At 45.0% G+C, this 22,247-nt stretch carries 22 protein-coding genes; 14 read left to right on the top strand and 8 right to left on the bottom strand.

Translation table 11 applies throughout. From position 1 onward, the window contains the following. The first annotated feature begins 53 nt into the window (after nt 1-53). Nucleotides 54-2,276 (top strand): DUF4954 family protein, encoded by a 2,223-nt coding sequence (locus AC1RNB_RS02500; protein WP_493080412.1) that lies wholly within the window; start codon nt 54-56, stop codon nt 2,274-2,276. A gap of 75 nt (nt 2,277-2,351) precedes the next feature. Here AC1RNB_RS02500 and AC1RNB_RS02495 read toward each other — a convergent pair whose 3' ends face one another. Both AC1RNB_RS02495 and AC1RNB_RS02490 read right to left on the bottom strand, forming a co-directional pair. Beyond that, entirely contained in the window at nt 2,352-2,945 is a 594-nt protein-coding gene (locus AC1RNB_RS02495) for a porin family protein (protein WP_493080411.1), read from the bottom strand. 116 nt (nt 2,946-3,061) lie between these two features. After that, on the bottom strand, nt 3,062-4,318 hold the full coding sequence (locus tag AC1RNB_RS02490; protein WP_493080409.1) for a metallophosphoesterase: 1,257 nt from the start codon (nt 4,316-4,318) through the stop codon (nt 3,062-3,064). Nucleotides 4,319-4,540: 222 nt separating this feature from the next. Between AC1RNB_RS02490 and AC1RNB_RS02485 the strand changes: the two genes are divergently transcribed. The 7 genes from AC1RNB_RS02485 to AC1RNB_RS02455 all read left to right on the top strand — a co-directional run bounded on the left by AC1RNB_RS02485 (nt 4,541) and on the right by AC1RNB_RS02455 (nt 9,902). Further along, a complete protein-coding gene (locus AC1RNB_RS02485) occupies nt 4,541-5,221 on the top strand; it encodes a metal-dependent hydrolase (protein WP_493080407.1) in 681 nt (226 codons plus the stop codon). Between the two features lie 43 nt (nt 5,222-5,264). Next, nucleotides 5,265-6,065, top strand: a complete 801-nt coding sequence (locus tag AC1RNB_RS02480; protein WP_493080405.1) for a ParA family protein — start codon at nt 5,265-5,267, stop codon at nt 6,063-6,065. A 93-nt stretch (nt 6,066-6,158) separates the two neighbouring features. After that, complete coding sequence (locus tag AC1RNB_RS02475) at nt 6,159-7,082, top strand: ParB/RepB/Spo0J family partition protein (protein ID WP_493080403.1); 924 nt, start codon at nt 6,159-6,161, stop codon at nt 7,080-7,082. A gap of 6 nt (nt 7,083-7,088) precedes the next feature. Beyond that, nucleotides 7,089-7,754: a DUF5683 domain-containing protein gene (locus AC1RNB_RS02470; protein ID WP_493080399.1), complete on the top strand. Its 666-nt coding sequence runs from the start codon at nt 7,089-7,091 to the stop codon at nt 7,752-7,754. Between the two features lie 123 nt (nt 7,755-7,877). After that, nucleotides 7,878-8,594: a 4-hydroxy-tetrahydrodipicolinate reductase gene (gene dapB / locus AC1RNB_RS02465; protein WP_493080397.1), complete on the top strand. Its 717-nt coding sequence runs from the start codon at nt 7,878-7,880 to the stop codon at nt 8,592-8,594. Nucleotides 8,595-8,722: 128 nt separating this feature from the next. Next, nucleotides 8,723-9,133 carry an RrF2 family transcriptional regulator gene (locus AC1RNB_RS02460; RefSeq protein WP_493080395.1) on the top strand — a complete coding sequence of 137 codons (411 nt, stop codon included), beginning with the start codon at nt 8,723-8,725 and terminating at the stop codon, nt 9,131-9,133. Between the two features lie 22 nt (nt 9,134-9,155). Continuing rightward, entirely contained in the window at nt 9,156-9,902 is a 747-nt protein-coding gene (locus AC1RNB_RS02455; RefSeq protein ID WP_493080394.1) for a hypothetical protein, read from the top strand. Nucleotides 9,903-10,032: 130 nt separating this feature from the next. Here the strand turns inward: AC1RNB_RS02455 and AC1RNB_RS02450 are convergent, their stop codons facing one another. Continuing rightward, complete coding sequence (locus AC1RNB_RS02450; protein WP_493080393.1) at nt 10,033-10,995, bottom strand: NAD-dependent epimerase/dehydratase family protein; 963 nt, start codon at nt 10,993-10,995, stop codon at nt 10,033-10,035. A gap of 163 nt (nt 10,996-11,158) precedes the next feature. Between AC1RNB_RS02450 and kdsA the strand changes: the two genes are divergently transcribed. Further along, the gene (gene kdsA / locus AC1RNB_RS02445; protein ID WP_493080391.1) at nt 11,159-11,983 is read left to right on the top strand and encodes a 3-deoxy-8-phosphooctulonate synthase; all 825 of its coding nucleotides are present in this window, start codon (nt 11,159-11,161) and stop codon (nt 11,981-11,983) included. Nucleotides 11,984-12,055: 72 nt separating this feature from the next. On the opposite strand, the gene AC1RNB_RS02440 is transcribed toward kdsA, so the two are convergent. Beyond that, a complete protein-coding gene (locus AC1RNB_RS02440; protein WP_493080390.1) occupies nt 12,056-12,277 on the bottom strand; it encodes a PspC domain-containing protein in 222 nt (73 codons plus the stop codon). 235 nt (nt 12,278-12,512) lie between these two features. Between AC1RNB_RS02440 and AC1RNB_RS02435 the strand changes: the two genes are divergently transcribed. Beyond that, on the top strand, nt 12,513-14,780 hold the full coding sequence (locus tag AC1RNB_RS02435) for an aconitate hydratase (RefSeq protein WP_493080388.1): 2,268 nt from the start codon (nt 12,513-12,515) through the stop codon (nt 14,778-14,780). Between the two features lie 264 nt (nt 14,781-15,044). After that, entirely contained in the window at nt 15,045-15,680 is a 636-nt protein-coding gene (locus AC1RNB_RS02430; RefSeq protein WP_493080386.1) for an energy transducer TonB, read from the top strand. A 69-nt stretch (nt 15,681-15,749) separates the two neighbouring features. Here the strand turns inward: AC1RNB_RS02430 and AC1RNB_RS02425 are convergent, their stop codons facing one another. Further along, nucleotides 15,750-16,358, bottom strand: coding sequence for a DinB family protein (locus tag AC1RNB_RS02425; protein WP_493080384.1), 609 nt, complete (start codon nt 16,356-16,358; stop codon nt 15,750-15,752). Nucleotides 16,359-16,568: 210 nt separating this feature from the next. Here AC1RNB_RS02425 and AC1RNB_RS02420 point away from each other — a divergent pair, with 210 nt between their 5' ends. Next, the gene (locus AC1RNB_RS02420; RefSeq protein WP_493080382.1) at nt 16,569-17,072 is read left to right on the top strand and encodes an ORF6N domain-containing protein; all 504 of its coding nucleotides are present in this window, start codon (nt 16,569-16,571) and stop codon (nt 17,070-17,072) included. Nucleotides 17,073-17,099: 27 nt separating this feature from the next. After that, entirely contained in the window at nt 17,100-17,315 is a 216-nt protein-coding gene (locus AC1RNB_RS02415; RefSeq protein WP_493080381.1) for a VF530 family protein, read from the top strand. 26 nt (nt 17,316-17,341) lie between these two features. Here AC1RNB_RS02415 and AC1RNB_RS02410 read toward each other — a convergent pair whose 3' ends face one another. Next, on the bottom strand, nt 17,342-18,406 hold the full coding sequence (locus AC1RNB_RS02410) for an NADH:flavin oxidoreductase/NADH oxidase (RefSeq protein ID WP_493080379.1): 1,065 nt from the start codon (nt 18,404-18,406) through the stop codon (nt 17,342-17,344). Between the two features lie 160 nt (nt 18,407-18,566). Between AC1RNB_RS02410 and AC1RNB_RS02405 the strand changes: the two genes are divergently transcribed. Further along, the gene (locus AC1RNB_RS02405) at nt 18,567-19,682 is read left to right on the top strand and encodes a hypothetical protein (protein WP_493080377.1); all 1,116 of its coding nucleotides are present in this window, start codon (nt 18,567-18,569) and stop codon (nt 19,680-19,682) included. Nucleotides 19,683-19,697: 15 nt separating this feature from the next. Here the strand turns inward: AC1RNB_RS02405 and AC1RNB_RS02400 are convergent, their stop codons facing one another. Both AC1RNB_RS02400 and dnaK read right to left on the bottom strand, forming a co-directional pair. Beyond that, on the bottom strand, nt 19,698-19,889 hold the full coding sequence (locus AC1RNB_RS02400) for a hypothetical protein (RefSeq protein WP_493080375.1): 192 nt from the start codon (nt 19,887-19,889) through the stop codon (nt 19,698-19,700). Between the two features lie 314 nt (nt 19,890-20,203). Further along, nucleotides 20,204-22,114 (bottom strand): molecular chaperone DnaK, encoded by a 1,911-nt coding sequence (gene dnaK / locus AC1RNB_RS02395; RefSeq protein WP_493080373.1) that lies wholly within the window; start codon nt 22,112-22,114, stop codon nt 20,204-20,206. Between the last annotated feature and the right edge of the window lie 133 nt (nt 22,115-22,247).

Below are 22,247 nucleotides of genomic sequence, written 5' to 3'. Positions count from 1 at the left end.
ACCGGTAATGGCTCCCGTTTATCCATTCTATTCGTTTTATCAAACCTGAGAAAATGCCGCAACAGAATATAATTTATAAAACACCCCTGGATGCATTGGGGTATAATTTTGTAAAAGCACCTCACCTCCCCAAGGGGAAAGATGAATATTACCTGCGCGATATGCAGATCAAAAACGGGATCCATTACCGGAAACTGTCTGCCTACGAAATAGAAATGCTGGTACGCAATGGTAATACCAGCGATAACTGGAACAATATCCTTGTATCAGATGCCTTCAATCCAGAACTGGTAAAGAACTGTAAGTTTTATGGACTTGTAAGGATCGGCAAACTGGAACCTTTCTGCCTGGGCTTCAGCGATCTGAAAGCGCCGGTAGGTTTGTATAACTCCACCATTATCAGTTGCGATTTTGGCGACAATGTGGTGATCGATAATGTTAACTATCTCTCGCATTATATCATCGGCAGCGAAGCCATCATTACCAATGTGAATGAACTGGTAACCACCAACCATGCCAAATTCGGTAATGGTATTTTAAAAGAAGGTGAGTCGGAAGATGTGCGGATCTGGATGGAGCTTTGTAATGAGAATACGGGCAGACGGGTAATGCCGTTTAATGGTATGTTACCGGGAGATGCTTTTTTATGGAGCCGTTTCCGCAACGATCATACCCTGCAGGAAAAATTCAAAGCCTTTACCGAACAGAAATTTGATAACCGCCGTGGTTATTATGGCAAGATCGGTGACCGCACGGTGATCAAAAACTGCAAGATCATCAAAGATGTGTGGGTGGGAACCGACGCTTACTTCAAAGGGGCCAATAAACTCAAGAACCTGACGGTGAATTCCGGTCCGGAAGGCCGCACACAGATAGGCGAAGGTTGCGAGATCGTGAACGGGATCATCGGTTTTGGCTGCCGTTTGTTTTATGGTGTAAAAGCGGTCCGTTTTATCATGGCCTCTCATTCGCAACTGAAATATGGAGCCAGGCTGATCAACTCTTATCTCGGCAATAATGCCACTATTTCCTGTTGCGAGGTATTGAATTCACTGATCTTCCCGGCACACGAGCAGCACCATAATAATTCCTTTTTGTGTGCGGCACTGGTAATGGGACAAAGCAATATTGCCGCAGGTGCCACCATTGGATCTAATCACAATAGCCGCGGGGCTGATGGTGAAATCATCATGGGTCGTGGTTTCTGGCCGGGTTTATGCGTGAGCCTGAAACACAATTCGCAATTTGCGAGTTTTACCATTTTAACCAAGGGCGATTATCCGGCAGAACTGAATATACCCATCCCCTTCTCGTTGGTGAGCAATGATATTACTAATGACAGACTGGTGATCATGCCAGGTTACTGGTTCCTCTACAACCTCTATGCGCTGGCGCGTAATTCCTGGAAATATGTAGACAGGGATAAACGCACAGAAAAGATCCAAAACATCGAATATGATTTTCTGGCACCGGATACGGTGAATGAAATGTTCACAGCCATGGAACTGATGGAAACAGCTGTTGGCAAAGCCTATGCACGCAGTGGTAAAATGGAAGGTACTTTCAACGACGATGCTGCTGCCGGCCGGTACCTGCTGCAGAGCGGCAACAAGATCGTGAACGACCTGGAAGTGCTGGCAGAACAGGTAGAGAACAGCAAACGAAAAGTGGTACTGATCAAAGTACTTTCTTCCTATAAAATTTATGAAGAACTGATCGTGTATTACGGCACTATCCGTCTGCTGGATTTTATACGCAGTAATGAACTATCCACACTGGACGAAGTAAAAGCAGCCATCCCGGCTAAAAAAAGCAGGGGCAACTGGATCAATGTTGGCGGACAGTTATTACCCGAAGAGGACCTCACCCTATTGAAAGATAAAATCAAGTCAGGTAAAATTAAATCATGGGATGGTGTGCACGAATATTATACCGCTCACGGAGAAAAATACCCGTTGCTGAAACTCAAACACTCACTGGCCTCTTTATCAGACATCACGGGTATACACCTGAAAAAAATGGATGCCCACCAGTTCGCCAACCTGCTTAACAGGGCCGTGGTAACCAAAGAGTGGCTCACCAAAGGCATTTACGATGCAAGGGCCAAGGATTATACCAACCCCTATCGCAAAATGGTATATGAAAGTATCGGGGAGATGAATGAAGTACTGGGTAAACTGGAAGAAAACAGTTTTATCAAACAACAGATCCAGGAACTGAAAGAATTTAAAGCAGGGATCACAACCCTGAAAAAGAAATTCAAACTCAAATCATAGATATGCAAAACGCTTAACGCCAAAAGCAGATAAAATTGCGTTCAGCGTTAAGCGTTTTGCGTTCAGCGTTTACTTTTAGAAACGGAAACCTAACCCTGCCTGTATCTGCTGGTTGGTCCATTTGTCTTTATTATCGATATCATTGATATTCTGCAAGCCGATATTATATCTTCCATAGATCCGCAGAAACTTGAAGTTCAACTGTGCTCCTGCTACAAAAGCAAAGTCTCCGCTTTTGAACGCTGACTGGCCATTCTGCAGCAAAGTATTATCCTTCTTGATCAGGATACTGTACTGAGGGCCGGCATTCAGGGTAAGGATGCCACCTACATTATAACGCAGCAAAATCGGAATACTCAGGTAATCTAACTTGATCTGGTTATTGCTATTGAAACTCGGATTGGTTACACCGGCATACAAGGTCTGGAAATTAGAAGGCTTGGATGCGGTCTGGCTCCAGAGTAATTCCGGCTGAATTCCCCATTTTTTATTCAGGTCCAGTTCCAGGAAACCACCAAAATGATAAGACAGGTCAAACCCGTCATTAAAAGACTGACCGGAGATCTTATTGAGACTCGCTCCCGCTTTCAATCCTGCTCTTACACCTTGCGCCTGTGAGATTCCTGCCAACGACAACAGGAATAAGGCTGACAAAATTACTTTCTTCATACAATTGATTTTGTTTGATAGTCTATATTCAATGACCGTGCCAAAAAAATCAATCGAAAAAAGAAAGGTTTAAAAATGTAAAATCTGCAAGTATCTATGACGGCCTGTAAAAAAATTTAACTTTTCACTGCCAGCTCAATCACTGTTATTTCGGGTAAGATACCCACCCTGCCGGGATAACCGATAAATCCATATCCACGGTTCACATATAATTTCTGGTTACCTTCTTCGTACAGTCCTGCCCATTGTTTATACATCCACTGCACCGGACTCCATTTGAAATAGGGATTTTCCAAACCAAACTGCATCCCATGCGTATGGCCGGAGAACATAAGATTGATATCGCTGTATTGAGTTTTCACTTCAGCGTCCCAATGGCTTGGATCGTGGCTTAGGAGCATTTTAAAAGGGATTTTTTCGGTACCGGGATAAGCTTCCTGCATCTTCCCGTATTTAGGAAAACGCCCTTTGGCGCCCCAGTTCTCAATACCCAGCAAAGCGATCTGCTCACCCCCTTTCTCAAACAGCACATGTTCATTCATCAGCAAGCGCCAGCCCAGTTGCGCATGTACCTGTTTCAGCCTTTCCAGGTTTTCTGCCTTGGCCTGTTGCGATGGCCATGACACATAATCCCCATAATCATGGTTACCAAGCGAACTGTAAACCCCCATGGGTGCGGTAAGCCGGTTAAACACATCCATATACTCCTGCATTTCTTCTGCCCGGTCGTTCACCAGATCGCCCGTAAACAGGATCAGATCGGGTTTTTGTTGCAGTATCAGGTCAACCCCATGGTTCACCGCCGCTTTATTCTGAAAGCTACCACTATGTATATCACTGATATGAACAATCTTCATTCCTTCAAAAGCTTTTGGAAGGTTTTCGAAAGCCAGTGTCAGTTTTTTTACCTGGTATTTATATTTATTGCTGAATCCATAGAGTAATGTACCGAAGAGGCCACCACCGAGTCCCAGCCCGAGCCAGCTCAGGAAGGCAGAACGGGGGATCCCTTTGCCCTCACCCATAAAACGTGCACCGGTATCGGGCATCACTTTAGACAACAGAAATAAGGAACCCCGGCGCAAATCATCCGTTAAAAAGAACAATGAACCCACCAGTTTGGCAAAAAACAGGCCTACCAATATGGCAAAAACATAGTTCCGGAACAGCTTGGAGCTCTGTAAAGCCTGGATATAAGGAAAAGAAAGTAAGGCAGCCAGGGTAAGCGCCGAAATGACCCAATAGGTAATATGAATAACGGTACGCAGCCGTTCATTGGAACTTTGGGTAACCGTTTTCAGGGCCTGAAACACATATAGATCCAGTAATAACATGATCAGGGCTATAATCCACCAGGTGCCGGCATTTCTCATCGATTTAAATTTATCTGTTTTTCTGGGTTGACGTTTCAGCAACAGATTTATTGCATCTGTTGCCGGTAAAAGAACAAAGATAGGCTTCCTGGTTCCGGGCAGGTTTGCGGTAATCCTTCCACTGTTGAAAACTTGTCTTCTCTCATAACAGGGTTTGGAGAATATTGTTTCGGAAGATGTAGCCTAAAGTGTATTTTTGAAACTTTCTAATCAGACATCCACATGAAACTGACCTATTACGGCCATTCCTGCTTTCAGGTAAACATCGGAGAGAAAAAAATTCTCTTTGACCCCTTTGTTACCTATAACGAGCTGGCCAAAAATGTAGATGTTAATCAGATAGAAACAGATTATATATTTTTATCACATGGTCATGCCGACCATATTGCCGATGCCATTTCCATCGCACAAAGAACGGGCTGCCAGGTAATTGCCAGTTGGGAAATACATGAGTGGCTGAATAAACAGGGTATAACCAATACCCATCCTATGAACACGGGAGGTAAATGGAAATTCGACTTCGGCACCGTAAAATGCACCGTGGCCCAGCATAGCAGCGGCCTGCCCGATGGCAGTTATGGCGGCAACCCGATGGGATTCCTGTTCAGTACGGCTGAGGGTAATTTTTATTATAGCGGCGATACGGCTTTAACCCTCGATATGCAACTCATCCCCCTTTGGGCCAAACTGAACTTTGCGGTGTTACCCATTGGCGACAATTTTACCATGGATGTGGAAGATGCCATCCGGGCGGCAGATTTTGTTGAATGCAAAACAGTAGTAGGCGTACATTACAATACATTTGGTTTTATAAAGATCGATGAAGCCGCGGCAAAAGCCAGCTTTGCAGCGGGCGGGAAACAACTCCTGCTGCCGGCCATCAGCGAAACAATCACTATTTAACTTTTCATCAAAAAAAGCTCCCGCAGGGAGTTTGGGGGTAAACATGGCGAGAATTATCGGAGTAGCCAATCAGAAAGGCGGCGTAGGAAAAACAACATCGGCAATCAATGTGGCAGCCAGTCTGGCTGTTCTCGAATTCAGAACATTGCTGGTAGATGCCGACCCGCAGGCCAACAGCACCACCGGCGTTGGATTTGACCTGCATAATATCACCAACAGTCTCTACGACTGTATGGTTAACAATGTATCTGCCGCCGATGTGATCCTGAAAAGTGATGTACCCAATCTGGATATCGTTCCTTCACATATAGACCTGGTGGGTGCTGAAATTGAAATGATCAATTATCCTAACCGCGAGAACGTGTTAAAAGGTATCCTGGATGCGGTACGTGATAAATATGATTTCATCATCATCGACTGCTCTCCTTCACTGGGCCTGATCACTGTTAACTCACTGGTAGCATCTGACAGTGTGATCGTTCCGGTACAGTGCGAATTTTTTGCACTGGAAGGATTGGGTAAATTGCTGAATACCATCAAGATTGTACAAAGCCGCCTCAACCCCGAACTGCAGATTGAAGGTATCCTGATGACCATGTACGATGGCCGTTTGCGTTTGTGCAACCAGGTGGTCAGCGAGGTAAGAAGACATTTTGACGATATGGTCTTCGATACCATCATCCACCGCAATACCCGTTTAAGTGAAGCACCCAGTGTGGGTAAACCGGTGATCCTGTACGATGCAGAAAGCAAAGGCGCCGTTAACTACCTCAACCTGGCCAAAGAAATCCTGCAGAATAACGGTATGACCAAGATGACAAACGAAGAAAGAATCCTGGAATAAATGAATTAGTAATGAGTAGTTAGTAATGAATAATTACTAACTGCACAAACGTGAACCCAATTACTAATTGCTAATGATTAATTTCTAATTACAATGACTACTCCCAAACAAAACAAAGACCTGATCGGCAAAGGCCTCCGTTCTTTGTTACAGAATATTGACCAGGACCTGAAAACAACAGCAGGAAGTTTAAAAACCGACGTGGTAGAACAGGTTACCCATACCAACCGGATTGCACTGAGTGATATCCAGATCAACCCCAAACAGCCCAGAAGGGATTTTGATGAAACCGCTTTGAATGAACTGGCCGCTTCTATCAAGCTGCACGATATCATTCAGCCCCTCACCGTTTCTAAATTACCCAATGGCAAATACCAGCTGATTGCAGGTGAACGTCGTTTCAGAGCTTCTAAGATTGCAGGACTAAAAGATGTACCTGCCTATGTACGCCAGGCCAACGACCAGCAGTTACTGGAACTGGCTTTACTCGAAAACTTACAGCGCGAAGACCTGAATGCAGTAGAGATCGCCCTCAGCTACAAACGTATGATGGAGGAACTTGACTACACACAGGAACAGGTGGCCGAAAGAATGGGTAAGGAAAGAAGTACCGTTACCAACTACCTGCGTTTGCTGAAACTGCCACCTGATATTCAATTGGCAGTAAGAAACGGATCATTAAGCATGGGCCATGCGAGGGCATTGGTGAATATTGACACCATCGATAAACAGTTATTCGTTTATAAAGAGATCAAGGATAAAGGATTGAGTGTACGCCAGACAGAAGAACTGGTGCGCAATATGTACAAAGCCGAAAAATCCGGTGCTGTTAAAAGTTCCGTAAAGTCTGAATTGCCGGCAGCCTACAAAAAAATTGAAGATAATTTAGCCTCTCATTTTGCCACTAAGGTAAAAATGGTTCATAATAAAAAAGGGTACGGAAGCATTACCATCGAGTATTATTCACTGGAAGAACTGAATAAATTACTGGATGCCATGAATGTTTCTGTGAGTTAACCACTGATGAGATTATATCTGTTCTTCATATTGTTACTGATGGGTGTAGTGGTTTTCTGTGAAGCGCAGGCACAGGATGATAAAAAGGCATTGGCCAACAGCAGTGCCTTTAGTACCAACCCTGCAGACAGTACCCCGAAACCACCGGTAGCTGTAAAAAAAGATACTCTCAAAAAACACGATCCCCGAATTGCCACACGCCGGTCTGCACTGATACCGGGTTGGGGGCAGGCATACAACAGGGAATACTGGAAGATTCCGCTGGTATATGGTGTGCTGGCGATCCCTACCGGCTTGTATTTCTACAACAACAGTTACTATAAAAAAACAAAATTTGCCTACGAGGCAATGTTTAAAGCGGCAGGACCAAATAAAGATTCCACCGATCTCCCCTTAATCGATCCGCAATTAAAAAACCTCAGCATTACTTCTTTGCAGAGTTACCGGAACGCTTTCCGCCGCGACCGGGATTATTCTATCCTTTGGTTTCTGCTGGCCTGGGGATTGCAGGTAGCCGATGCTACTGTTTTTGCCCATCTGAAACAGTTTGATGTAAGCAATGATCTTACAATGGAGCTCACGCCTGTTTTCAATCCCCTTACCCGTACCCCCGGTCTGGGCCTTACCCTGAACCTCAAACCACCCGCACGCAAACCGGTGATAGCACGCTAAAATGCCATCGCTTACCAAGAAAATTCCTGCAGAAACTTGAATTCTACTTCCGATGTGTTTCCTTTGCAGAATGGATAAGGGTATACTATCATATCCATCATACAAATTCATCAAATCTGCGCTATGAAGATTGCTCTGATCGGCTACGGAAAAATGGGGAAAGCCATTGAAAGCATTGCCCTGGAAAAAGGACATGAAGTGATATTAACCATTGATCTCAATAATGCAGCTGATCTGAATAAAGAGAAAATGGCCAAAGCAGATGTGGCCATCGAGTTTACCGGCCCGCACAGCGCTTTTGATAATGTAATGAAATGTCTCGAAATCGGAATTCCGCTGGTATGTGGTTCTACCGGCTGGCTGGAGCATTGGAATGAAGCAAAAAGTTTTTGCGAAAAACAGAACGGCACACTTATTTATGCCAGTAATTACAGCATTGGTGTGAACCTTTTCTTTGAACTCAATACCCGCCTCGCCAAACTGATGAGTGGTTATCCGGAATACAATGTAGTAATGGAAGAGATTCATCATACCCAGAAAAAAGACGCGCCGAGTGGTACAGCCATTACTTTAGCAGAGCAGGTGCTGGCCAATATTCCTTCCAAGAAGATCTGGGTAAACCATCCCGCGCAAAACCCGGAAGAGCTTGAAATTATTTCAGAAAGAATTGATCCGGCACCGGGTACACATAAAATCAAATATGCTTCTTCTGTGGATGATATTGAGATCATCCATACCGCACACAACAGAACCGGATTTGCCGGCGGAGCCGTACTGGCAGCCGAATTTGCTATGAATAAAAAAGGTATATTTGGCATGAAGGATGTACTGGGTCTGTAAACATGCCCCCACTGTTTATGATACCCCGGGAAGTTATTGCAGTTAGAACAACCTCCCGAACAATGAATCCAATCTATCCAGCCCCCATGGGCCTTATTCTGAATCCGTTTTTTTGCTAATTTAACACCATGCTGTCGAAGAAAACACAATACGCATTAAAAGCACTGACCTACATGGCCGAACGTAAAAAAGACGGGCCTGTATTGATTGCAGAAATTGCCAAAAAGAAAAAAATTCCCCTTAAATTTCTGGAGAATATCCTGCTTGAGCTGAAAAAAGCCGGGATGCTGGATAGTAAAAAAGGAAAAGGAGGCGGTTATTTTTTTAAAACAGATCCCGCCGAAATCCCTCTCGCACAGGTAATGCGACTGATTGAAGGTCCGATAGCTTTATTGCCCTGTGTCAGTCTCAATTTTTACCAGAAATGTAAGGACTGTGATGAAAAGAAATGTGGCCTGAACAAAGTGATGAAACAGGTGCGCGATAATACCCTCATCATTCTCGAGAACAAAACCATATCCGATCTACTCGCAAAATAAACCACTAACCAAAACCTAAACCATGAAAAAAATCATTGTACTGCTTCTCTGTTTACCCATGTTCGCAGGAGCACAAAGCCTGATCGGCGGGAAAAACATCCTGCGCTGGAACATTGGCTCTGTAGCCATGCGAAACTATCACTTCACCTATGAGCGCAGTCTGACCAAACATTTCTCTGCCTCACTCAGCTACCGTACAATGGCAAAAGGCAGTCTGCCTTTCCAGGACAAACTGGCTGATGTTATCGACAGCAAAAATATAAACTTCGGTAATTTCCAGATCGGTGGTACCGCCTGGACGCTGGAAGGCCGGGTATATGTAGGGCTGGGACGTATGAAAGGTTTTTATCTGGCTCCTTACCTTCGTTTTGCCAATTTTGATATCTCTGCACCCGTAAAATACACCTATACATCAACCACTGCCCCTACTGCCGGACAAACCTTTTCCAAAGAAGCCAACTTCTCTGGAAAAATCAACTCTACCAGTCCGGGATTGTTGCTGGGCTGGCAGTTTCAGATTGCTACCAAAATCGTACTTGACCTCCAGATTATCGGCGGACATTATGGGAAAGGTTCGGGTGATCTGAACTTTGCATCTGCTTTATCCAACGATGAAGTAACCGCACTGAACAACAGTATCAACGACATCAAAAACAATTCTGGCCCTTATAAAATTACAGGTAGCGCCAACAACGCCGGTGCCTTGATCAGAGCCGATGGCCCCTGGTTTGGTATCCGTTCCAATATCGGAATCGGCGTCAGGTTTTAATTAATAATTAGCAATTAGAAATTAAAAATTTAAGGGGGTTGCTATTTTCGGATCACCGAAAATAGCAACCCCCTCTTTATTCGAAGAACATAATCCTATCGCTTTACCCTGTTCTTCCAATTTTTAATTTTTAATTTTTAATTTTTAATTTAAGATTCTCCAGCATATCCACCGTCATCTTCCCCAGGTCATATTCTGCTTTCCATCCCCAATCCCGATAGGCCACACTGTCATCAATACTCTGCGGCCAGCTGTTGGCAATGGCCTGCCGGTAATCGGGGGCATAACTCATCACAAAATCAGGAATATGTTTTTGAATTTCAGCACCGATCTCTTTCGGAGAAAAACTCATACCGGAAATATTGTAGGAGGTACGGATACTGATCTTGTCTGCGGGTGCATCCATCAGCTCCAGTGTGGCGCGGATAGCATCGGGCATATACATCATGGGCAGGTAAGTATCTTCCTGTAAAAAACATTTGAATTTTTTACGCTCCAGCGCTTCCCCATAAATTTCAACCGCATAATCGGTGGTACCACCACCGGGTTCCGATTTATAGCTGATCAGTCCGGGATAACGGATGCTACGCACATCAACCCCATACCGCTGATGATAATAATTGCACCAGAACTCTCCAGCATATTTACTGATTCCATATACCGTAATGGGTTCGATCACTGTTTGCTGTGGGCAGTTCTGCTTGGGAGAAGTGGGGCCAAATACAGCGATACTGCTGGGCCAGTAAACTTTCTGCAGGTTTTCTTCGCGGGCAATATCGAGCACATTCAGCAAGCCCTGCATATTCAGGTGCCAGGCAAGATTAGGATTTTTTTCGCCGGTGGCGGATAAAATCGCGGCCAGTAGATAGATCTGGGTAATATTCTGTCGGATCACCTGCACATGCAGCATTTCCTTGTTCATCACATCCAGGCTCACATAGGGCCCTGTTCCTTTCAGCAGCGGATTTTCTTCGCGGAGGTCAGAAGCCACCACATTATTATTTCCGTATTTTTTCCTGAGGGCAAGCGTTAATTCCACCCCGATCTGGCCGGAAGCACCAATCACGAGGATCTTATCTTTTACAATAGACATGGCAATCTTTTTAATCAAGGCAAAGAAACTAAAAAAGAGGTACCAATATCGCATATCCCGTAAGGAATATCGGATGTAGGAAGAGATAGTTCTGCCTGTCACCTGCCTGTTTATATTCATCTGCAGGAAATGCTTAAATTTGCACTTCATTCAATACAGCTATATGCAAGCCTCTTACCTCACAGAATTGTTCAAAAACCAATCTTATAACCCGGATCATTTTTTCCTGATTGCCGGTCCCTGTGTGGTAGAAAGTGAGGAACTGGTAATGGAGATCGCAGATAAAGTATCGGCTATCTGCCAACGACTTGAGATTCCCTATGTGTTTAAAGCCAGCTACCGCAAAGCCAACCGCACCAGTGCGGGTTCTTTTACCGGTATCGGTGATGATAATGGACTTTCGCTGATCAAAAAAGTAGGCACTACCTATGGCCTGCCCACTACTTCAGATATCCATGCACATGAAGAAGCCGCTATGGCTGCCCCTTTTATTGATATTTTACAGATCCCGGCTTTTTTATGCCGCCAAACAGACCTGCTGGTAGCAGCCGCTGAAACAGGAAAGATCGTGAATGTGAAAAAGGGACAGTTTCTGAGTGGCCCTTCTATGAAATTTGCCGTAGATAAGATCAAACTGGCGGGTAATGAAAAAGTAATGCTGACAGAAAGGGGAAACACATTTGGTTACCAGGACCTGGTGGTAGATTACCGGAATATTCCCCTTATGCAGGAAAACAAAGTACCGGTGATCATGGATTGCACCCATTCACTGCAGCAACCCAATCAAACATCCGGCGTTACCGGGGGGAACCCACAAATGATCGAAACCATTGCCAAAGCGGCCATTGCCACAGGAGCAGACGGTCTCTTCATAGAAACACATCCCAACCCATCCGTAGCCAAAAGCGACGGTGCCAATATGCTGCGTCTTGACTTGCTGGAACCCCTATTGGAAAAGCTGGTAAAACTACGGAAAGCTGCAAAATGATAGTGGCTCTTTGCACATTCACTCATTCACTCATTCACTCATTCACTCATCCTATCATTCACTCATTGATTCTTACCAGTTCCTGATCGGATTTCTTCTCCCCGCCAGGATATAATTCTTGATATTGATCCAGAAAGCGAGGATCATATATATTACCAACGGAGACCCCATGGTAAGAAAACTGATGTAAATGAACCACAAACGGATTTTCGCAGAAGCGATACCCAGTTTTTCACCAATTTTAGAGCAAACGCCAAAAGCGCTTAATTCGAGAAATTCTCTGATCTTTTGCATAACACGGGTTTGATTTACCGGGGGACGGTAAATACTGTACGCAAATTAGACAAATAAGACTAATAAAAGTTTAAAACTGTGTTAACCCCCACCCGTTTTTTCGTAAATTCGCGACTTAAAAGCTTAACGCCGATCGCGTAAAGCTTAACGCAGGTTTCTCTTTCTCTATTGCCGTTAAGCGTTCAGCATTCAGCGTTCAGCATCCTGAACAGACACAAATTTTAAATTTAGACATATGGCTTTTGACATTGAAATGATCAAAAAAGTGTACGCCGAAATGCCTGCCAAGGTAGATGCAGCCCGTAAAGCACTGGGACGGCCGTTAACACTGAGCGAGAAAATATTGTTTGCCCACCTGCATGCCGACCAGCAGGCAGCCGGTTTTGAAAGGGGAAAAACTTATGTAGATTTTGCACCGGACCGCGTAGCCATGCAGGATGCTACGGCACAGATGGCATTATTGCAGTTTATGCAGGCTGGTCGCCCAAAAGTGGCCGTTCCCTCTACCGTACACTGTGACCACCTGATTACCGCCAAAGTAGAAGCCAAACAGGATCTGCAGGTAGCCAATACAGAAAGTAAAGAAGTATATGATTTCCTCGCTTCCGTATCCAACAAATATGGCATTGGCTTCTGGAAACCCGGCGCAGGTATCATTCACCAGGTAGTACTGGAAAACTATGCATTCCCCGGCGGTATGATGATCGGAACCGATTCTCACACGGTAAATGCCGGTGGTCTGGGTATGATCGCCATTGGTGTAGGTGGTGCCGATGCCTGCGATGTAATGGCGGGTCTGCCATGGGAACTGAAATGGCCTAAACTGATCGGTGTAAAACTGACAGGTAAACTGAATGGCTGGACAGCCCCCAAAGATGTGATCCTGAAAGTGGCCGGTATCCTGACCGTAAAAGGTGGAACCGGTGCCATTGTGGAATATTTTGGCGAAGGTGCCACCAGCATGAGCTGTACCGGAAAAGGAACCATCTGTAATATGGGTGCCGAAATCGGTGCCACCACGTCTACTTTTGGTTACGACGACAGCATGAGCCGCTACCTGAAAGCCACCGGCCGCGAAGAAGTAGCTAAAATGGCGGATGGAATCAGTGCTTACCTGAATGCAGATACGGAAGTATACGCTGATCCTAAGAAATACTTTGATGAAGTGATCGAGATCAACCTGAGCGAACTGGAACCCCACCTGAACGGACCTTTCACACCAGATCTGGCCACCCCTATCTCTAAAATGAAAGAAGCGGCAGCCGCCAATGGTTGGCCTACTAAAATTGAAGTGGGTCTGATCGGTAGCTGTACTAACAGTTCTTATGAAGATATCAGCAGGGCCGTTAGTTTAGCCAGACAGGTAAAAGAAAAAGGACTTACCCTGAAAAGTGAGTTCACCATCACACCTGGTTCTGAGCAGGTACGTTTTACCATTGAGCGCGATGGATTCCTGGCCGAGTTCGATAAAATTGGTGCCAAAGTATTTGCCAATGCCTGTGGACCTTGTATTGGGATGTGGGACCGCGTAGGTGCCGAGAAAAAAGAAAAGAACACCATCGTTCATAGCTTTAACCGAAACTTCGCCAAACGTGCCGATGGTAACCCGAATACATTTGCTTTTGTAGGTTCACCTGAACTGGTAACCGCATTAGCTATTGCCGGAGACCTGAACTTTAACCCGTTGACAGATACCTTAACCAACGATAAAGGTGAACAGGTAAAACTGGATGCGCCCACAGGTTTTGAATTACCCGTAAAAGGTTTTGCCGTAGATGATCCCGGTTACCAGGCACCTGCTGCCGACGGTAGCGGCGTAACAGTGGCTGTAGCGCCAGACAGCAAGCGTTTACAGCTGCTTGCACCATTTGCCGAGTGGGAAGGAACCGATCTGAAAGGATTGAAACTCCTGATCAAAGCCAAAGGAAAATGTACCACCGACCACATCAGTATGGCAGGTCCCTGGTTAAAATTCCGTGGCCACCTCGATAATATCAGTAACAATATGCTGATCGGTGCGGTAAACTTCTACAACGAAAAAACCGACAACGTTAAGAACCAGTTAACCGGCGAATACGGCCCGGTACCCGCTACCCAGCGCGCTTACAAAGCCGCAGGTGTAGGAAGTATTGTGGTAGGCGATGAGAACTATGGCGAAGGAAGTTCACGCGAACACGCTGCCATGGAGCCCCGTTTCCTCGGTGTTCGTGCAATCCTGGTAAAATCATTTGCCCGTATTCACGAAACCAACCTGAAAAAACAGGGCATGCTGGCACTTACTTTTGCTGACAAAGCTGATTATGATAAGATCCAGGAAGACGATAGCATCGACATCATCGGTCTTACCAGCTTCGCGCCAGGTACACCATTAACACTGGTATTTACCCATGCAGATGGCAGCAAAGACACCATTATTGCTAATCATACCTATAACGAACAGCAAATCGAGTGGTTCAAAGCAGGTGCTGCGCTGAATATCATCCGCAAACAGGTAGCCGGCTAATATCAGCCGGGACGCTACAGCGGCCTGAACGATAACTATAAAAGAATAACCACCCATTTCATAAAAACCTCGCTTCCACAGCGGGGTTTTTTATTACCCCCCTTACGAAAACAGCTCAGTCTGTTTCTGTGAATAATACAATCATTACCACAGCATCTATAACAACACCCGGCATACTAACCGGAACTTTGCCCTTCTTCACTTACAGGAAAATGTTTGTACATACAGACAACCGTAAGTCTTATTTATTAAAATTAATCAAGAATGAAAAAAATCACCACCCCGTTATTTCTGTTTATTTTGGCTGCCATAGTAACAACCGGCACATTAATTTCCTGCAAATCAAAAACGGATGCTGTAACTACCGAAGATTCCATGACAGCTGTTGTAGCTGCCGACGAAGCAGATGCTTTACAGAAAAGGCAGATGGACTCCAGCATGAGAAGTGAACAGCTCCCTGGAAAAGCAATACCCAACCCCGCTAAGAAAAAAGGTAAGGGAGTGATTGTATTACAATCCGACTGGCAGAAAAAATATGACCAGGAATACGCCAATCTGGTGATTGAAATGGATAAGGAGGGTATCTATAACAGGTCTGAAATCAAACCCAGTTATCCCGGTGGAGAAAAAGCATTAGCTAAATTTATACAGGATAATATTGTTTACCCTGCAGATGCCATTGATAATGGTGTAGAAGCAACAGTAGATGTAGTATTTGCTGTAGACGAGGCCGGAAGAGTATATACACCAAGAATCAAGGGCGAAAAAGAAGGTTATGGCCTGGATGAAGCATCCCTGGATGTTGTATCTAAAATGCCCAGGTGGAATCCCGGACAGATCAAAGGCAAGAATGTAAAGAGTTATTACAGTCTTCCGATCAGTTTTGTAATCAACAACTAATACAGGTTTATTCAAATACAGAAAAATCCTGCTTTACTGGCAGGATTTTTCTTTTAGCAGAATACCTATTTAATTTTTTGGGAAATTCGGATCAGCTTTCACTTCATTGATCTGCTGCATATGGCGGTTGCTATGGGCACCGATAAAAAGCAGCATTTGAAAACTGTCGTACACACCAATCGGTAACTGGTTGATATGGTTACGCAGGTCATCGTTGGTGGTATTTACATAGTCGATCAGTTTATCCCTGTTATCCCTGAACGATGCCATGGCTTCTTCTGCTGTTTTAAAAGGCGTGTTTACCGGCTCCAGTGGGGCAAAGGTTTTTACTTTGTTACTGCGGTCCTCCACATTTTTGATCACATCCTCATCTTTGAATTTTACTTCCCCTCTTTTTTCGGGAGTGGCTGGTTGTTTTAAATTGCCGGCCACCATACCCCATAGCATTTGTTCGCTCTGGGCAATATGTTTCAGACAATCCTCCACACTCCATTTATCCGCAGCAGGTTTGAATTGTAATTGAGCCAGGCTCAATCCCTTCACTGCCTCCCGGATCCCGTTTTTGGTATCTGTGAGAAAATCAGCAGCCAGTTTTCTTTCCTCTTTGGTTAAACTGGTGTCAGTGGTAGAAAAGGATAACAACAGAACAGACGATAAGAACAGGAACATTTTTTTCATACAAAAAAATTTAGGTGATGAATACTGGGTAACAACGGGATAACAAGATAAAAGGAATCCATACAAAAATCAATAGCGTAATGGATAAGCGGAACCCAACACGCATCAGCAGAATCAAAACCATTCCCGGAATACCTGAATAGCAGGTATTTATAACAGGTATTAACCGCAATTATTTGTATAAAAAAGCCCGCTACCTTTCTTAAAAAAATGGAAACCGCCATCATTCAAGAAAAAATATACCAGATCCGGGGAGAAAAGATTATGCTTGATTTTGACCTGGCTGGGTTATATGATGTAGAAACCAAGGTGCTTAATCAGGCGGTTAAAAGAAATATCACCCGATTTCCAGAGGATTTCATGTTTCAGTTAACCCCCACAGAATACAAGAACTTGAAGTCACAAATTGTGACTTCAAGTTGGGGCGGTTCCCGTAAGCTTCCCTTCGCCTTCACCGAGCATGGCGTTACCATGCTGGCAGGTATTTTACGCAGCGAAAAAGCCATCCATATCAATATCATGGTTGTTCGTGCCTTTATTGCGCTGAGGCAGGTGGCACTTCAATACAAGGAACTCGCAGAAAAACTGGCCGCGTTGGAAAACACCAATAATCAACAATTCAATGAAATATACCAGGCTTTGCATTTTCTGATCGATCAAAAACAGAAAGAAGAAGACTTCCACCAAAGGCAGCGGATCGGGTTTATCAAATAATGGCTAATATTACAGCCGCAATAGTTTATGGAACAACACCACAAAGATCCCCTTCACGGAAAGACCCTGCAAGTGATCCTCACTGAGCTGGTGGCGCATTTTGGATGGGAAACACTGGGATTGCATATCCCTGTTAATTGTTTTACCAATAATCCCAGCATCAATTCCAGTTTGAAGTTTTTACGTAAAACACCCTGGGCCAGAAAAAAGGTAGAAGATCTATATCTACGGATGAAAGAATAAGAATCGTTTTTGGGGTTATCCCTGCTTTACTTCTTAGCACGCATATACTGAACCGGCCAATTAATATCCTGCTGTAATTGCGATGCCGCCCGTAGCGGGAAATAAGGATCCCGTAAAGATTCTCTCGCTATCAGTACCAGATCAGCTTCTCCTTTTACAATAATAGCTTCAGCCTCTTCGGCTGTTGTTATCATCCCAACAGCACCTGTGAGTATCCCGGTTTCTTCCCGGATCTGACTGGCAAAGGGAACCTGGTATCCCGGTGCAACCGGAATTTTGGCATACCCAATATTACCACCGGACGAACAATCGATCAGATCAACACCGGCTTCTTGCAAACGGGTAGCCAATGCCACCGAGTCTGTCACCGTCCAACCACCATCCACCCAGTCTGTAGAAGAGATCCGCACAAACAAGGGAAGTTCTTTCGGCCACTCTGTTTGTACCGCAGCCACCACTTCCAGCAGCAAACGGATCCGGTTGTCAAAACTGCCACCATATGCATCCGTACGGACATTACTCAGCGGAGAATAAAATTCATGCAAAAGGTATCCATGTGCCGCATGAATCTCCACTACTTCAAACCCTACTTCTCTGGCCCTTTTGGCGGCTGATGCAAAATCTTTGGTCAATTGTTGAATGGCAGCCACACTCATTTCCACAGGCAGCTTTGTGCCTTCTTCAAAGGATATAGCACTGGGCGCCACTATCTGCCAGCCCCCGGCTTCTTCAGCCAATTGTTTGCCTCCCTTCCAGGGTGCTGCACAACTGGCTTTCCTGCCCGCATGCGCCAGCTGTATACCCGGCACGGCACCCTGTGCTTTGATAAATCTTGTGATCCTGGAAAGTGCCGCAATCTGTTCATCTTTCCAAAGACCCAGGTCAAAAGGGGTAATCCTTCCTTCCGGCACAACAGCCGTTGCTTCCATAATGATCAATCCTGCCCCACCTACAGCCCTGCTTCCGAGATGAACCAGGTGCCAGTCGTTGGCAAAACCTTCTTCTGCCGAATACTGACACATAGGAGATATGGCCAACCGGTTAGGAAAAGATATAGAGCGGATAGAGAGTGGATCAAATAGTCGGGGCATCCGGGGGATTTTAAAAAGGATGAAAATATTGCCTTAAAATTACTGCATTAAACGCATTTCCTATCTATTCATACAACCTGTTGCAGGGATAGCAGCGGGAACACTTTGATAGACAAATAGTTTTGTTTAGTTTAGTTTAGAGAAGTGTTCTGCTACTACTATGAGAAAATCAATTGTACCATGGTTATTGGGGTTGCTGGTGCTGGTTATTTCCTGTACCAAAAAAACAGCTGAAGACCTTGTCATGGGTAACCAAAGCAATGGTACAGACCTGATCAGAAATGCCTTTACAGTAATCCCTTTTGATACTATTGATATCACTGCACTGGTACCCCTCGGCAATCTGAACCCGCCTGCACATACTTTTCCTACAGATCACATGTATTTTTATTGTTTTACCAACCTGGCCTCTCTCAATATCAAATCACCCGGCAATGTGACCATTTTCCGGATCACCCGGATCCGTTATGATGCCGGCGCCCCCAACGAACGCGTAGATTACAGCATTGCCATGGGCTCTGATAAAAGTTATCTCTATTGGTCGCATGTAAGCCAGTTATCACCCCGTTTGCTGGCGGCCGTGAATAATTTTGCTTCTGCCAAATGCGAAAAACCTTATGCAACCGGTGGCACTTATTTTGAACCCTGTTACCTGGAGCTTTCTTTAACAGCCACCCCCGGCGAAGTACTGGGTATTGCCAAAACAAAAAACGGACTGGCCGGTATCGATTTCGGCGCTGTGGTGAATGGTACGGGCACCAACCCGCTCGATTTTTTTGATGCTTCCGCAAGGGCGCAACTGGAACCCAAACTGGGCAGGTTCGACGGAAAAGTAAAACGTACCATCCTGCCATTGTACGGAGAATCTATGCAGGATATTCTGACAACTGCCATGGGCAACTGGTACAGACAGGGAATGGCGAGGCAACCCGAGGACAACCATATTGCACTGGTGAAAGATAATATTGATCCTACCAAACAGGCTTTTTCTGTGGGAAACAACCAGAAGGGATTACCCAGTGGCGTATATTATTTCAATCCCGAGAACAGTGGGTATATTAACCGGCATTTTGCCGAAGTAAAAGCAGATGGCAATACCTATTGTTATACATTGGGAATTCCCAATTTTCCTTTTCCAGGTAATTCGCTGATACCTTCCACATCTGTCATCATCAGAATGGAAAACGGCACTACCCTTTCAGTAGAGAAAAGGAATTGTGATTGTAACTGCACCCCTTACCTATTCACTAATTCCAAAGCTACCTTCACCAGATAAGATTAATAGTTTCTTTTACCAACTGCCTTCCCAGGTTCTGGGAAAACGGTCTGTGACATGGATGGTTTTCATCTGTTTCTGCAGATTCCAGAGATCCACCTGTGTAAACACCGCTTCTTTCCCCGTTTCCACACATACTTCTTCTCTAAATGAGGCGATCAACCGGTCTGCCGTTACTGCGAGAACCCTGTTTTTGTCGTTTGCCATGACACTTCTTTCAGTAAGATAGTACATAAGGCCTCCTTTTTTAACTACCTGATACACAGGAAGTTTCAAGATGCAAAGTTAGCCAGCTTCTGAAATCGTCTGTATGATATTTATCAGAAAGTCTCGTTTTTGAAAGATTTACAAAACTTGCAAAAAACAAGTCTGTGACTTGCAGAAATAATAATACCCGCCCCATCTCTTTACGCAAAACAAAACAATGCGGCAAAATCCTGTATAATCCTGTAAAGGAATGTTGACCGGGCATGAAAAAGCCCTTACCGATGAGGTAAGGGCCCTTATCAAACTTTATCCTTTTACTTCACTTCTTCAAACTGTGCATCTTCTACAGTATCATTGTTCTGCGCCTGTGCACCTGCGTTCTGATCTGCACCAGGTTGTGCACCTGCACCCTGTGCAGATTCAGCCTGTGCTTTGTAGATCTCTTCGCTGGCGGCGGTCCAGGCAGTATTCATCTCGGCCATGGCAGCATCAATACCTGCTATGTCCTGATTCTTATGAGCTTCTTTCAATTTAGCCAGTGCCGCTTCGATAGGTGCTTTTTTATCAGCAGAGATCTTCTCTCCAAACTCCTTGAATTGTTTCTCGGTCTGGAAGATCATACTATCCGCCGCATTCAGTTTTTCCACTTTCTCGCGGGCTTCTTTATCTGATGCTTCGTTGGCTTTTGCTTCGGCTTTCATTTTCTCTACTTCTTCCTTGCTCAGACCACTTCCTGCTTCGATCCGGATCTTCTGCTCTTTACCGGTGCCTTTGTCTTTCGCACTTACATGCAGCATACCATTGGCATCAATATCAAACGTTACTTCGATCTGCGGAACACCCCGTGGTGCCGGTGGAATACCATCCAGATTAAACATACCCAGACTCTTATTCTGGTTAGCCATCGGACGTTCACCCTGTAATACATGGATCTGTACACCCGGCTGGTTATCGCTGGCAGTAGAATATACTTCTGTTTTCTTGGTAGGAATGGTGGTGTTAGAGGGGATCATGGTTGTCATTACACCACCCATGGTTTCAATACCCAGGCTCAACGGTGTAACGTCTAACAGCAATACATCTTTTACTTCTCCGGTTAATACCGCACCCTGGATAGCAGCACCTAAGGCAACTACTTCATCCGGGTTAACGCCTTTGTTGGGTTTTTTACCGAAGAATTTCTCTACGATCTCCTGCACTTTCGGAATACGGGTGGAACCACCCACCAGGATCACTTCGTCGATCTGCGATGTATTGTAACCGGCATCTTTCAATGCTTCTTCACAAGGTTTTAAGCAACGGGCAAACAATTTGTCTGATAACTGCTCAAATTTTGCACGGCTCAGTTTCAACACCAGGTGTTTAGGCACACCATCAACCGCAGTGATATAAGGGAGGTTGATCTCTGTTTCTGCAGAAGAACTCAACTCAATCTTTGCTTTTTCAGCAGCTTCTTTCAAACGCTGTAAGGCCATTGGATCCTTGCGCAGATCGATCGCTTCCTGTGATTTGAATTCATCAGCCAGCCAGTCCATGATCACTTTATCAAAATCATCACCACCCAGGTGGGTATCGCCATTGGTTGATTTTACTTCAAACACACCGTCGCCCAGTTCCAGGATCGAGATATCGAAAGTACCTCCACCCAGGTCAAACACCGCGATCTTCTGATCAGCATGTTTTTTATCCAGACCATACGCCAGTGCTGCAGCGGTTGGCTCGTTCACAATCCTGCGAACCGTTAAACCGGCAATTTCACCGGCTTCTTTGGTTGCCTGGCGCTGTGCATCGTTAAAATAAGCCGGTACGGTAATCACCGCTTCGGTTACCTCATGTCCGAGGTAATCTTCCGCCGTTTTCTTCATTTTCTGCAGAATCATGGCAGAAATTTCCTGTGGGGTATACAGGCGGTCATCAATGGCCACCCGAACCGTATTATTGTCACCTTTGGCTACTTTATAACTCCAGTGACTGATTTCTTCGGTCACTTCGTCGTGCCTGCGGCCCATAAAACGCTTCACACTGCTGATCGTGTTCTGCGGGTTGGTAATGGCTTGTCTTTTGGCCGGATCACCTACCTTACGCTCACCATTCTTCAGGAATGCCACTACCGAAGGGGTGGTTCTACGCCCTTCATCATTGGCAATTACTACCGGCTCGTTACCTTCCATTACGGCTACACAACTGTTGGTTGTACCGAGGTCAATTCCAATTATCTTGCCCATAACTATTGTATTTCAGATTAATAATTACTCTTTCCTTGTCAATCCTCATGCCATCCGGCCCAAAAATGCAAAAATGTCAGCCTCTTAACCGTCTCTCTAACAGTATTTCAGTACCGTTTGGCTGTTGGGAGTA

The sequence above is a fragment of the Sediminibacterium sp. GW821-FHT12F12 genome (genome assembly GCF_058806635.1).
The sequence above is the reverse complement of the archived record's forward strand: the minus strand, read 5'-3'. Positions and strand labels throughout refer to the sequence as shown.

What these genes read in the sequence shown, in the direction of transcription:
- AC1RNB_RS02500 (WP_493080412.1), top strand. Translation starts at nt 54, where the DNA reads ATGCCGCAACAGAATATAATTTATAAAACACCCCTGGATGCATTGGGG.
- AC1RNB_RS02495 (WP_493080411.1), bottom strand. Translation starts at nt 2,945, where the DNA reads ATGAAGAAAGTAATTTTGTCAGCCTTATTCCTGTTGTCGTTGGCAGGA.
- AC1RNB_RS02490 (WP_493080409.1), bottom strand. Translation starts at nt 4,318, where the DNA reads ATGAGAAATGCCGGCACCTGGTGGATTATAGCCCTGATCATGTTATTA.
- AC1RNB_RS02485 (WP_493080407.1), top strand. Translation starts at nt 4,541, where the DNA reads ATGAAACTGACCTATTACGGCCATTCCTGCTTTCAGGTAAACATCGGA.
- AC1RNB_RS02480 (WP_493080405.1), top strand. Translation starts at nt 5,265, where the DNA reads ATGGCGAGAATTATCGGAGTAGCCAATCAGAAAGGCGGCGTAGGAAAA.
- AC1RNB_RS02475 (WP_493080403.1), top strand. Translation starts at nt 6,159, where the DNA reads ATGACTACTCCCAAACAAAACAAAGACCTGATCGGCAAAGGCCTCCGT.
- AC1RNB_RS02470 (WP_493080399.1), top strand. Translation starts at nt 7,089, where the DNA reads ATGAGATTATATCTGTTCTTCATATTGTTACTGATGGGTGTAGTGGTT.
- dapB (WP_493080397.1), top strand. Translation starts at nt 7,878, where the DNA reads ATGAAGATTGCTCTGATCGGCTACGGAAAAATGGGGAAAGCCATTGAA.
- AC1RNB_RS02460 (WP_493080395.1), top strand. Translation starts at nt 8,723, where the DNA reads ATGCTGTCGAAGAAAACACAATACGCATTAAAAGCACTGACCTACATG.
- AC1RNB_RS02455 (WP_493080394.1), top strand. Translation starts at nt 9,156, where the DNA reads ATGAAAAAAATCATTGTACTGCTTCTCTGTTTACCCATGTTCGCAGGA.
- AC1RNB_RS02450 (WP_493080393.1), bottom strand. Translation starts at nt 10,995, where the DNA reads ATGTCTATTGTAAAAGATAAGATCCTCGTGATTGGTGCTTCCGGCCAG.
- kdsA (WP_493080391.1), top strand. Translation starts at nt 11,159, where the DNA reads ATGCAAGCCTCTTACCTCACAGAATTGTTCAAAAACCAATCTTATAAC.
- AC1RNB_RS02440 (WP_493080390.1), bottom strand. Translation starts at nt 12,277, where the DNA reads ATGCAAAAGATCAGAGAATTTCTCGAATTAAGCGCTTTTGGCGTTTGC.
- AC1RNB_RS02435 (WP_493080388.1), top strand. Translation starts at nt 12,513, where the DNA reads ATGGCTTTTGACATTGAAATGATCAAAAAAGTGTACGCCGAAATGCCT.
- AC1RNB_RS02430 (WP_493080386.1), top strand. Translation starts at nt 15,045, where the DNA reads ATGAAAAAAATCACCACCCCGTTATTTCTGTTTATTTTGGCTGCCATA.
- AC1RNB_RS02425 (WP_493080384.1), bottom strand. Translation starts at nt 16,358, where the DNA reads ATGAAAAAAATGTTCCTGTTCTTATCGTCTGTTCTGTTGTTATCCTTT.
- AC1RNB_RS02420 (WP_493080382.1), top strand. Translation starts at nt 16,569, where the DNA reads ATGGAAACCGCCATCATTCAAGAAAAAATATACCAGATCCGGGGAGAA.
- AC1RNB_RS02415 (WP_493080381.1), top strand. Translation starts at nt 17,100, where the DNA reads ATGGAACAACACCACAAAGATCCCCTTCACGGAAAGACCCTGCAAGTG.
- AC1RNB_RS02410 (WP_493080379.1), bottom strand. Translation starts at nt 18,406, where the DNA reads ATGCCCCGACTATTTGATCCACTCTCTATCCGCTCTATATCTTTTCCT.
- AC1RNB_RS02405 (WP_493080377.1), top strand. Translation starts at nt 18,567, where the DNA reads ATGAGAAAATCAATTGTACCATGGTTATTGGGGTTGCTGGTGCTGGTT.
- AC1RNB_RS02400 (WP_493080375.1), bottom strand. Translation starts at nt 19,889, where the DNA reads ATGGCAAACGACAAAAACAGGGTTCTCGCAGTAACGGCAGACCGGTTG.
- dnaK (WP_493080373.1), bottom strand. Translation starts at nt 22,114, where the DNA reads ATGGGCAAGATAATTGGAATTGACCTCGGTACAACCAACAGTTGTGTA.